Consider the following 12319-nt stretch of genomic DNA (forward strand, 5'->3'; position numbering starts at 1 on the left):
GCTGAACACGACTTTTCGTGATGCATCGTAAACAAGGGGGCCGCTGTACATACGACAGCGGCCCCTTTTATTCAAGAATGTCCTGTTAAATCAGCAGTGTTGCTAGTCGCCTGTCATCAAAACAGGATCGAGCAGGCGCTTGAGTTCTTCTTCTGACAGGTCTGTCATTTCAAGGGCAACCGCCAACACACTTCTGCGTTCGGCGTAGGCCCGCTTGGCAATTTTCGCCCCCAATTCATAGCCGATCACCGGGTTCAGGGCCGTGACCAGAATGGGGTTCATGCCCAGAGCGGCTTCAATCCGCTCATGATTGACCGTGAAACCGGCAATTGCCTTGTCTGCCAACAAACGCATGGCGTTGGACAATAACTGAATGGATTGCAACAGATTATTGGCAATCAAGGGCAACATGACGTTCAACTCGAACAAGCCGGACTGTCCTGCCAGCGCGACAGCCATATCAAACCCCTGAACCTGAGCGGCTACCATGGCGACCGCTTCGGGAACAACAGGGTTGACCTTACCGGGCATGATCGAACTACCCGGCTGCAAGTCGGGAAGGCTGATTTCACTGAGGCCGGCCAACGGCCCGGAATTCATGAGCCTCAGATCATTAGAAATTTTGGTTAACACAATGGCCAGGCTGCGGAAGGCAGCAGACATCGCAACCGGTTCATCCTGCGCGGCCAGACCTGCAAACGGCCGGGGCATGGAACGATACGCACCACCGGTTTCGCTGTTCAAAGCCACAATGAATGCAGCAGAGAAGCCTTCGGGCGCATTGATGCCCGTGCCGACTGCCGTGCCGCCCTGAGGCAGGGCCTGCATCCGATCGACAGCCTGCTCAATACCCAGGCGGGCGCCATCAAGGTGATCGACATAGGCCATCAGTGTCTGATCGAAACGAACAGGCATTGCATCCATCAAATGCGTGCGCCCGGTTTTTGTCACCCCGGCCAGCGCCTGAGCTTTGGCTTCGATAGCCTGCTTCAAGTAGTTGAGCGCGGGCAGTAACTCGCGTTTGACCGCCTCCACCGCTGAAACGCGAATAGTGGTGGGAATCACATCATTCGAGCTTTGGCTCATATTGACGTGGTCATTGGGATGGACACGCAGATGCGAATTTCCAAGCAAATCATTGGCCAGGCGGGCAATGACCTCGTTTGCATTCATGTTGGTGCTGGTGCCCGAACCCGTCTGATAGACATCGATGGGAAAAGCATCCGCGTATTGCCCGGCCGCTATCGCATGGCTGGCCTGCACGATGGCCTCACCCAATGCAGCCGGTAACACACCCAAGGTCATATTTGCCTGCGCGCACGCAGTCTTGACCTGAGCCAATGCGCGGATGAATTCCGCGGGTAACGGCATACCACTGATGGGGAAGTTATCGATCGCACGTTGGGTCTGGGCGCCCCACAATGCATCGACCGGTATGTTGACCGGCCCGATGCTGTCGTGCTCTGTGCGGAATTTTTGGGTTGTCATCGAGGAAATTACCCCACGGGTATCAGCGCGTGATGCCTCGCTCGCTACCTTTGATGAAGTCGAGCATTTGCTGCAAGGCGGGTTCTGTTTCGGCGGCTTGTTCGAATTCCGCCCAGACCATCTCATCACCCTGCTTTTTGACCAATTGACGGAAACAACGATTAAGTAAAGCGATGGTATCGGCATCAAAATGCCGACGTTTGAGCCCTTCCTTATTCAGACCGATTGACCGGGCACGAGCACCATCAGCCATGACGAAGGGAGGCACATCCTTGGAGATTTTGCTGAAGCCACCGATAAACGCATGAGCGCCAATTCGGCAGAACTGATGAGCCACGGCAAAACCGCCAAAGATGGCGTGATCGCCAACCGTGACGTGCCCGGCAAGCGAGGCAGCGTTGGCGAGGATGACATGGTTGCCGATCTGGCAGTCATGTGCGATATGCGCATAAGCCATCACCAAAACATCGGAGCCAATGCGCGTTACACCCCCGCCACCTTCGGTACCGCGATGAATCGAGGAAAATTCACGAATCTGATTCCGATCACCGATTTCAAGTGTTGTATGCTCGCCGTGAAATTTCAGATCCTGCGGAACTTCACCCAATACAGCATGGCAGTAGATATGATTGTCCTTACCGATCCGGCAGGGCCCCTTAATCACAGAATGACTGTCAATCTGTGTTCCCGCGGCGATCTCGACCTGACCTTCGATGACCACATAGGGTCCGACGACCACACTGGGGTCCAGACTCGCCTCCGGCGAGATTATGGCTGTCGGATGAATCACTCGGACACTTCCTTGGCAACACATTTGATCAGCGCCTTGGCAGCCAGTTCACCATCGACATGGGCTTCACATTGGAAAATCCCCATGCCTCGAACCAGACGTTTGAGTTCAACGCGGATAATCAATTGATCACCCGGCTCGACAACACGGCGGAACGTGACTTCATCCAACCCGACCAGCATGTAGAGAGAATTGGGATTTGGTACGACGCCCTGACTACTGAAGGCCAGTACGCCTGTCGCCTGAGCCATCGCCTCGGTAATCAGCACACCCGGCATGACGGGCCGAACCGGGAAATGCCCTTGAAAGAACGGCTCGTTGAAGGTTACATTCTTGACGGCCACCAGATATTCATTCGGCGCCCAGTCCAGAACACGGTCGATCAACAGAAAGGGAAACCGATGAGGCAATAGATGCATTATCTCTTGAATCATGATTGTTTTTGTTGTTGCACTCACGGATTTTCCTCATCTTTTTTTCGCAATGAGTTCAGGTCGGTTTCTAATACCTGAACACGATGCACAATTCGCTCGAGTTGTTTGAAACGAGCGGCGTTTTTATGCCAGTTCTCGTTGGTGTCCAATGGCGTACCCGCCGAGTAGACGCCGGGCTGACGGATGGAACGTGTGACCATTGACATGCCGGTGATATGCACACCATCGGCCAATGTCAGGTGCCCTGCCAGACCGACACCACCGCCCAAAGTGCAGTACTTGCCCACGACGCTCGAACCGGCCAGGCCAGCGCAACCGGCTATGGCCGAATGTGCGCCGATTTCAACGTTATGGGCAATCTGAATCAGATTATCCAGCTTCGCGCCGTCATCGATACGCGTGTCATCCAGCGCACCTCGGTCGATCGTGGTGTTGGCACCAATATCCACATCATCACCAATGACGACGCGCCCCAGCTGCGGCACACGCCTCCATTTTCCGTGTTCATTCACGAGGCCAAATCCATCAGAACCGATTACGGCACCCGGTTGGATGACACAGCGTGCGCCGATCACGCAATGATTCATCACGGTCACGCGCGCGATCAATTCGGTATCCGAACCGATCGACACGCCCTCCCCCAGGATGCAACCCGGACCAATGCGTGCACCCGAGCCAATTTGGCAGCCGGAACCAATCACGGCATAAGGACCCACGGTTACATCATCTGCAAGATGCGCATCCGGGTGAACAGAGGCGCTCGGGTCAACACGCTTTGACGCTTCAGGACGGGGAAACAACCACTCCAATACATCGACAAAAGCCGACTGGGGGTTCGATACCAGAATCAATACAGAACTCGATGGAAGCGCTTCCTGATCTTTTACCCGGCAAAGCACCACTCCGGCAGATGTCTTGCCGGGTTGAATGCCTCGTCTGTTTCCACTGAAATAGGCCAGATCGGAAATCGTCGCACTAGCCAGCGAGGCAACCCCACGAATAAGCCGCTCGGCATCGCCACGCACCGAAGCGCCCAATCGTGCGGCCACATCGGCGACACGGATGGCATCTGCAGGGATCGCGGGCATTTCGCTTAAAGCCGATCAAAGACAGGAGGGCCTGTCGTTACTTTCCGGCACTCGCGTCTTGTTTGAGTTTGGCAAGCACATCACTTGTTATATCAACCTGGGGGGCAGCATAAACAACGCCTTCGGCCAAAACCAGGTCATAACCTTTTGTTTTAGCGACGTCTTTAATGGCGGCAAGCACAACGCGCTGCAACTTGCCCAATTCCTCGTTTTTACGCAGATTCAGGTCGTCACGGAAATTACTCTGCATACGCTGCAGATCACGAAGCTGACGATTAAGCTCCTGTTCCTGCTTGGACCGGTCGCTATCGCTCATGGTCACCCCATCGCGATTGAGCTTGGTTTCCAAAGCCTGGGCGGTTTGTTGGGCATCACGGATTTCCTTCTCACGAGGCGCGAATTCCTTTTCGAGCTTCTTCTTGGCAATATCAGCCTGAGGCGCTTGCTCAAGTAGCGTAGAGGAATTGACAAAGGCAATCTTGATTTCCGCCGACTGTGCAGTCGCAGCGAAGAACAAAGCCAACATAGAAACTAAAGCCAATGCAATGCGATTCACGCAAACTCTCCTAAAAAAACAAAAGCAAAACCGGAGCCAGACAGCAGACCCGGCATTATCTCACAAGTGATGACCTTCGAGCGCTCCGGATCAAAAGCTCGTGCCGACAGTAAACTGGAATACCTGCGTGCGGTCACCAGGCTTGCTGTTCAAAGGCTTGGCCACACTGAACACCAGAGGACCGACCGGTGAAATCCAGTTAAAGCCAATCCCGACCGACTGACGCAGATCCTGCGCACTGAAATTATTGTAATCGTTGTACACGTTACCGATATCCCAGAACAGCGATAAACGTACATTATTCGACTGCTTGGTCAAAAACGGCATGGGGGTGATCAATTCGAGGCCGCCAGCGGTCAGGAACGTGCCGCCCATCGGATCGCCGTTGGAATCGACCGGACCAAGCGAGTAATCCTGATACCCTCGTACCGATTGGATACCGCCCGAATAGTAATTCAGAAATGGCGGTACACCGTTGTAGTACTGGCTGACGCCACCGTAGGTCGATTGTGTGTTGCCATAAGCCTTGATGAGCCCGACCTGACCATGCGCCGACAGGGTCGAATCAGACCAGAGGGGGAAGTAGATCCGCCCCCTATAGTCGCCCTTGTAATAGAGCAGCTGGCTACCTGGCACCGCCAAGGTGGCCGAAACGCTTTGCAGAATACCCGAGGTGGGGAAAATGGCCTTGTTGCGCGTATCGTACTTCAAGGTGGGAATCAGGCTGAATGTGTAGAAACTCTCGCCATCAAAGCCCGGGCCTGGGCGATCGTAGCCATTCTCGCCCAATGGGGTTACCGGATAACTCCCTGTGGGAACGACAGGCACGCCGGTAATCCAGCTTGGTGAGTAGCTGGTGGATTTGATTTTCTGATTCTGCAACTGGAAGGCGATTGACGCATAAGTGTTCTCGGATAGTGGCACACCGAAGTTGATGTTGCCCCCGATCGAATCGACCAGATATCGGGAAAGAGACAGCTGTGCCGCATTCTGCTTGGAATAGAACAGACCGAAACCCTGACTCACGCCATCGATGGTGAAATAGGGATTGTTGTAATTGAACTGCACACCCGTCTGGTATGAACTGCGCTGCAAGTTGATACCGACCGATTTACCGGAACCCAGGAAATTTGACTGGTTAAGGCCCAAATTGAAGAGCACACCCTCGGATTGCGAATAACCAACCCCCGCCGTGAACGAACCGGACAATTGTTCGGTAATGTCATAGTCGACATCCACCTGATCAGGCACACCTGAAACCGGTTTGACCTTTTGATCCACGTGCTGAACGGAAGGCAGGCGCTGGAGGCGTTCTTTGGAGCGGTCCAGCTTGTCGGCCGCATACCAACTGCCCTCCATCTGCCGCATTTCACGGCGATAGACCTCTTCATTCGTATTGAAGTTGCCGTTGAACTCGACATGACGCACGGTAACCCGGTCGCCGGGTTGTATGTTGAAATCGATGGCTACGGTTTTATTGTCTTCATCGATCTTGGGCATGGGTTGGACGCGGGCCAGTGCATAGCCATCGTTACCCAACCGCTTGGCAATGGCATCCGAAGTATCGATCACATCCTTGCGGTTGAAGTATTCGCCTGTTTTGACCTTGTCAAGCGCGTCCAGTGTGGCCTTGTCCAGCAAAAGATTGCCGGAAAAAGTGACACCGCTGACCTTGTAACGCTGCCCTTCCGTGATGTTGATCACAATGGCCATGTGCTTGCGGTCAGGTGTAATCGTGACCTGCGAGGAATCCACCGCAAACTTCAGATAACCGCGATCAAGATAGAAAGACCGCAGGCTTTCGAGATCGGTCGCCATTTTCTCTTTGGAATATTGATCTGCGCTCGACCAGAAAGCCCACCAGGAAACAGGATGCATCGCGAGTTGAGACAACAGTTCCGATTCGGAGAAGTCATGATTCCCGATAATGCGAACCTGCTGGATGCTGGCCGGTTTACCCTCGTAGATATCGATGGAAACGAAAACACGATTGTCATCCAGTTTCTGCACGTGAGTCTGAATCTGAACACCGTACTGCCCCAGGCTGTAGTACACGCGTTGCAATTCGGTTTTCATTTTGTCCAGCGCCTGCGGGTCAAGGACGTGCCCTTGGCTCAGGCCGATGTCTTTGAGCGCCTTTTGAAGCTTTTCGGTTTCAACTTTCTTGTTGCCTTTGACCTCGATGGCAGAGATGGTCGGCCGTTCCTTGACCTGAATCATCAACACATTGCCGACACGCCCTACATTGACGTCGCTGAAGAAACCGGTCTTGTACAGCGCGTCGATAACCCGGGTGCTGTCGCTTGCAGTGAAATCATCACCCACGTGATAGGGGATATAGGTAAAGGCGGTGCTGGGCGTGACTGTACGCAGACCTTCCACCTTGATATCCGAAATCACAAACGCATGGGCCAGCGTTGGTATGAGCAGCAAAGCGCCCGCGATGGGCTTCAGTAAAAACCGAGCCAATGAAAACTTGATAGGTGAAGTCATGCTTGAAGTGAGATCCCAAAGATTCGGATAAAAGTGTTTAAAGTAAATTTCACAGCTCGTTCAGGTCACTGATCGATTCTGTCCGGCTAACAAGCCAGACCAATCAAACGAAGGAGACCAAGCGTGTGCGCAAGGTTAAGCACACTGCCTACCCCATCAACAATCGGGCTATTGTCGCTGACTATGCCTAGTGCAGCAACCGTGAGATGTCATTATAAAAAGCCAGCGCCATCAAACTCACCAGAAAGGCCAGACCTATCTTGGTTGCAAAAGCTTCGAGCGCCGCTTCCGCTGGTTTCCCTCGAATGGCTTCAACCACGTAAAGTACCAGATGGCCGCCGTCCAGCAAGGGGATGGGCAGCAAATTCATGATGGCTAGCGACAGGCTGACCAATGCCATGAACCCAAGGAAAGTGGAAAAGCCGATGATCAGACTCTGCCCGGCATACTCGGCAATCGCCACCGGGCCTGAGAGATTGGACAAACTCGCCTGACCGGTCAGCAAGCCAACGAACACATTAAAGGTTAGCGTGGTCATGGCCCAACTTCGCGATGCGGCCATAGATAACGCCTCGACCGGATTGTATCGCTCCAGAACCAGCATCTGTATCCCATCTGCCTTCGCGCGTGCCACGGCATCGGGCACCAGGCCCAACTGGGCACCGATCCGCCCAACGGAGGTTGTTTTGCCATCGACACTGGTGGATGTTTCGGTCTTGGGCGTAACCGTGATCTGTTCTGAACGCCCATCACGAAGCACGGTCAGCGTGACGGGCTTGCCAGGAGAATGCTCGATACGTGAAATCAGAGCCCAGGGATCGCGATAAGTCGAACCATTGATCTCCTGAATGATGTCGCCTTTCTTCAAGCCGGCTTGCTCGGCGGGGCTGGCCGCCATCACCTTATGGATGAGGGCGTCACCCTTTGGCGACCACAGTCGGTAACCGATTTCTCTCAACACATCCGCGGCCGGACCCTGATGATTGCCCTGAAGGGGTTTGAGCTGGGTCAAATCGAGGGTGCCGGCGTTGACAGCGCCCCGGTGCTCGAATTCAATCGGCACCTTGGCCCCGGCCACCCCTCCTTCCAGCACGGCAAGCCGCAGATCGGAGAGGCTATGAATGGTTTGTCCACCGACCCGAGTAATCACATCACCATCCTGAATGCCGCTACGCGCCAGCACGGAGTCGGCGGGCACTACGCCCACCTTGGGCAGCACACCCTGAACCCCGACCATGAACATCAACATCCAGAGCACCAGTGCAAGCAGAATATTCGCAACGGGGCCGGCAAGAACGATCAGAAAACGCTTCCATACCGGCTGGCAATTGAATGCCCGATGGCGCTCGGAAGGGTCGACAGGCCCTTCGCGCTCATCGAGCATTCTCACGTAGCCGCCCAAAGGAAAAGCGGCAATGCGGTATTCAATCGCATCCGGCCCTTTACGAGTGGACCATAACGTAGGGCCAAAGCCGAGTGAATAGGTCAAAACCTTGACCCCGAGCTTTCGTGCCACCCAGAAATGGCCGTATTCATGGAATGCGACCAACACCGCGATGGTGATCAGGAACCCCAACAAACTCATTAAAATATTCATGTCATCAACTGGTCCAAAAGAGTACAGGCAAGCCCACGTTGGGCAATGAAGCGATCAGCCACGTGAATTCTCGAAACGAATGACCGCCGCACTTGCCATCGCACGTGCCCACTCGTTCTCGTCCAACACCGCCTCCATGGACTCGGGCGCGGCCGTCCGGGTTCCGGATTGAACCGAATTCATGACGTCCTCGATCAACCGGGAAATATCGTTGAATGAGATACGGCCATCCAGAAACGCGGCTACGGCAACTTCATTGGCGGCATTCAGCACGAGCGGCGCATTGCCGCCACTTTCAATCGCCGCATAGGCAAGCCGCAAGCAAGGAAAACGTTCAAAGTCGGGCGCGTGAAAATGCAACCCGTTAAGGGCTGTAAAGTCCAGCGGAGCCACGCCGGATTCGATTCGTTCCGGCCAGGCCAATGCATGCGCGATGGGTGTGCGCATATCCGGCAAGCCCATCTGGGCCAGTACCGAGCCGTCTGCGAACTGCACCATGGAGTGGATCACGGATTGCGGATGCACAACCACATCGATCCGCGACGCTGGCATCCCAAACAGCCAGGATGCCTCAATGACTTCAAGCCCCTTGTTCATCATTGTGGCCGAATCCACCGATATTTTACGCCCCATCGACCAGTTCGGATGACGACAGGCTTCCTCCACCGTAATCTCTGAAAAACGCTCGAGGGGGTGGGTTCTAAATGGCCCGCCGGATGCCGTCAGAATGAGTTTATCGACGGCTTTGGCAGGCTCCTCTCCCACGGGGAGACACTGGAAAATCGCATTGTGTTCACTGTCGATGGGCAGAAGCGTCGCACCGGACTCGGCGACGGCCGTCATCATGATTTGCCCCGCCGCGACCAGAGATTCCTTATTGGCCAGCAACACCTGCTTGCCAGCGCGCACCGCCGCCCAGGTCGAAGCCAGACCAGCCACTCCGACAATGGCAGCAACAACGACATCGACCGATGCTTCAGCCGCCAATGCGGCAATTTGCTCTGGTTGATCAATAACCTCGGGGCGCACCGCAGCATCCGGCATTTGCGTCACGATTCGCTCACGCAATCGGGCGGCGGCAACCGGATCGGCCACACCGACCTTGCGGGGGTGAAATTCCTGAATCTGCGCCCACAAGATATCAACCTGTGTGTTCGCCACCAGGCTTTGCACCCGATAATGCTGCGGGTGGAGGCGAACCACGGCCAATGTGCTCTGACCGATGCTGCCCGTTGAGCCGAAAATCGCAAGAGATTTCATTTCAAGGCCCCCACCCACTCAAGCCACAACGAACAGGTGCATCTGGGCAAGCGCCAGAAACCAGATAGGCATGGCCGCCAACTGGCCGTCGAGTCGGTCGAGCAAACCACCATGACCGGGCAGGATTCGCCCGCTGTCCTTCACGCCGGCCTCACGCTTCAACCGGGATTCTTCAAGATCACCTGCAACGGAATAAATCGCCACCAATATGCTCCAAACCGCCAATTGCCATGAAGGCACGGCCTGAAACAAGGGCAGCGCGGCACCAATCGCAGCGAGGATACCCACGCCAACGAGGCCACCAACCAAGCCTTCAATCGACTTGCCCGGACTCAGGGCGGGTGCGAGTTTATTTTTGCCCCATGCCCGACCGGCAAAATACGCCAACGAGTCGGCAACCGCCACAATCAAAATCCCGAACAGCAGTAACCACGGCCCCTGCTCCAGACGATGGATCATCACCACCGCAAACCAGAATGCGGGCAGGATCAGGATTCCAAGCAACGTACGAACAAGGGAAGAGCGGACAGGCGCGGCAACACGGCGGTGAATCCAGAGCCCCAGGATCAATCCCGCCCAACCCAACACGACAAGAGCGAACACCCCTGGAACCCAGTTACCCGGCAAGAATAGAAATAGTCCGGCACCCAAAACCGCGGCAATGACTAAAGCGATCCAGCGCAATCGTAAGTCGGTTGTACTGAGACGGAACCACTCATAACCCAAGCCAAGCGCGAGCAACGCGGTAAAACCGACAAAAGCATATCGAGGCAGCGCGAAAATTACGAACAAACCCAGCGCGCCCAGCGCCAATGCCGTCAAAACGCGCACCTGGGTCCCACTCATGGTTTTGTTATCTGCGCTCGTCATCATTCTTCAACACCACCAAAGCGGCGCTGGCGGGAGGCAAACCAGTTCAATGCCTCCTTAAAATCCTTGTCGGTGAAAGAAGGCCACAGACAGGACGTGAAATAGAGTTCGGCATAAGCGGATTGCCAAAGCAGGAAATTGCTGATGCGCTGTTCTCCACCCGTGCGGATGAACAAATCGACAGGCGGATGATCAGCCGTGGAAAGGTTGGCTTCAAAACAGGCGCGAACCGCGGTTTCGTCGTCAAGATTCACCGCGCCCTGCACTGCCGAACGAGCCAAATGGGTAGCCGCCTGAAGTATGTCCCATTGTCCGCCGTAGCTGACCGCGATCATCAGATGCATGCCATCGTTGGCGGACGTGAGTTCCTCTGCCTGTGTCATCGAATGACAAATAGCCTGAGGCAGACGCGTTCGATCCCCGATGAACTGCACACGAATGTCATTGGCGTGCAGTTCATTAATATCACGCTCCAACGCATAGGAAAACAGACGCATCAAAGCATCCACTTCTTCGGCTGGACGCGTCCAGTTCTCGGAGGAAAAAGCGAAAAGAGTGAGTACGGAGATATTTGCGCGTCGGGCAGACTCAATCAAACGACGAACAGCCCGACGGCCTCGTTGATGACCAAGGCTGCGCGGAAGATGCCTTTCTCTGGCCCAGCGCCCGTTTCCATCCATAATCACAGCCACGTGCAGCGGGCCATGGGATGTTAAGACAGCAGGAGAAGCCGCCCGGGATGTAGACTCTTTATCCGATGCCTTCACGCGGGATTAGACTTCTAGCAATTCTTTTTCTTTTTCGGCGACGAGCTTGTCGATTTCAGTGACGCACTGATCGGTCAATTTCTGGATCAGGTCCTGACCACGACGTTCGTCATCCTCGGAAATTTCCTTGTCCTTGAGCATGTTTTTCAGGTCGTTGTTGGCATCGCGGCGAATATTACGCACGGCCACCTTGGCATTTTCACCTTCGGTGCGCACTACCTTGCCCAACTCCTTGCGACGTTCCTCGGTTAGCGCAGGCATGGGAACCCGAATAACCAGACCGGAGGTTGACGGGTTCAATCCCAGGTCGGAAGTCATGATCGCTTTTTCGATTTTGCCGACCATTTCCTTTTCCCACGGCGTCACCGACAAGGTGCGGGCGTCTTCAGCGGACAGTTTGGCGACCTGGGACAAAGGCACCATGCTGCCGTAATAATCCACCGACACGTGATCAAGAATGCTGACGTGTGCCCGTCCGGTTCTGATTTTGCTCAATTCCACCTTGAGCGCATCGATGCTCTTGTGCATCCGCACATCACAATCTTTTCTGATATCTTCGATCATTTCAATAATTCCTCGGCTGTCACCAACGTGCCCACAGGCTCACCTTGAATGGCGCGCACCAGGTTATTCGTGGCATGAATATCGATCACCATCATCGGCATGTTCTGGTCGCGACAAAGCACGATGGCTGTCGCATCCATGACCGCCAGACGCTGATCAAGGGCGTGATTATAAGTTAAGTGCTCAAATCGGAGCGCATTTGGATTCTTCATGGGATCCGAGTCATACACGCCATCGACTTTCGTCGCCTTGATCATGATATCGGCCTGGATTTCGATGGCGCGCAAACTCGCCCCGGAATCCGTGGTGAAGAACGGATTGCCCGTGCCACCGACAAGAATCACGATCCGGCCCTTCTCAAGATGACGAATCGCCCGGCGGCGGATGAAGGATTCACACACGGAGGGGATGG

The 12319-nt window shown here is 54.8% G+C and carries 12 protein-coding genes; all 12 read right to left on the reverse strand.

From position 1 onward, the window contains the following. Positions 1-102: 102 nt before the first annotated feature. A complete protein-coding gene (locus PHD44_RS06760; protein WP_300189542.1) occupies positions 103-1488 on the reverse strand; it encodes an aspartate ammonia-lyase in 1386 nt (461 codons plus the stop codon). Between the two features lie 22 nt (positions 1489-1510). Further along, positions 1511-2278 (reverse strand): acyl-ACP--UDP-N-acetylglucosamine O-acyltransferase, encoded by a 768-nt coding sequence (gene lpxA, locus PHD44_RS06765; protein WP_300189544.1) that lies wholly within the window; start codon positions 2276-2278, stop codon positions 1511-1513. Next, on the reverse strand, positions 2275-2712 hold the full coding sequence (gene fabZ, locus PHD44_RS06770; RefSeq protein WP_298219621.1) for a 3-hydroxyacyl-ACP dehydratase FabZ: 438 nt from the start codon (positions 2710-2712) through the stop codon (positions 2275-2277). The genes lpxA and fabZ overlap by 4 nt, the downstream gene beginning before the upstream one ends. Before the next feature lie 20 nt (positions 2713-2732). Next, the gene (gene lpxD / locus PHD44_RS06775; protein ID WP_300189547.1) at positions 2733-3800 is read right to left on the reverse strand and encodes a UDP-3-O-(3-hydroxymyristoyl)glucosamine N-acyltransferase; all 1068 of its coding nucleotides are present in this window, start codon (positions 3798-3800) and stop codon (positions 2733-2735) included. A gap of 37 nt (positions 3801-3837) precedes the next feature. Beyond that, positions 3838-4356 (reverse strand): OmpH family outer membrane protein, encoded by a 519-nt coding sequence (locus PHD44_RS06780; RefSeq protein WP_300189550.1) that lies wholly within the window; start codon positions 4354-4356, stop codon positions 3838-3840. A 90-nt stretch (positions 4357-4446) separates the two neighbouring features. After that, entirely contained in the window at positions 4447-6849 is a 2403-nt protein-coding gene (gene bamA, locus PHD44_RS06785) for an outer membrane protein assembly factor BamA (RefSeq protein ID WP_300189552.1), read from the reverse strand. A gap of 187 nt (positions 6850-7036) precedes the next feature. After that, entirely contained in the window at positions 7037-8434 is a 1398-nt protein-coding gene (gene rseP, locus PHD44_RS06790) for an RIP metalloprotease RseP (RefSeq protein WP_300189555.1), read from the reverse strand. Positions 8435-8500: 66 nt separating this feature from the next. After that, the gene (gene ispC / locus PHD44_RS06795) at positions 8501-9706 is read right to left on the reverse strand and encodes a 1-deoxy-D-xylulose-5-phosphate reductoisomerase (RefSeq protein ID WP_300189558.1); all 1206 of its coding nucleotides are present in this window, start codon (positions 9704-9706) and stop codon (positions 8501-8503) included. Between the two features lie 18 nt (positions 9707-9724). Beyond that, positions 9725-10579 (reverse strand): phosphatidate cytidylyltransferase, encoded by an 855-nt coding sequence (locus PHD44_RS06800; protein WP_300189561.1) that lies wholly within the window; start codon positions 10577-10579, stop codon positions 9725-9727. Continuing rightward, positions 10576-11343, reverse strand: a complete 768-nt coding sequence (gene uppS, locus PHD44_RS06805; protein ID WP_300189563.1) for a polyprenyl diphosphate synthase — start codon at positions 11341-11343, stop codon at positions 10576-10578. Before uppS ends, PHD44_RS06800 begins: the two co-directional genes overlap by 4 nt. A gap of 6 nt (positions 11344-11349) precedes the next feature. Further along, positions 11350-11907: a ribosome recycling factor gene (gene frr, locus PHD44_RS06810; RefSeq protein WP_290680146.1), complete on the reverse strand. Its 558-nt coding sequence runs from the start codon at positions 11905-11907 to the stop codon at positions 11350-11352. After that, the coding region (locus PHD44_RS06815; RefSeq protein ID WP_367182012.1) for a uridine monophosphate kinase at positions 11904-12319 on the reverse strand (416 nt) is incomplete at its 5' end. The genes PHD44_RS06815 and frr, both read right to left, overlap by 4 nt.

The sequence above is a fragment of the Halothiobacillus sp. genome, from assembly GCF_028710545.1.
Taxonomy (GTDB): Bacteria; Pseudomonadota; Gammaproteobacteria; order Halothiobacillales; family Halothiobacillaceae; genus Halothiobacillus.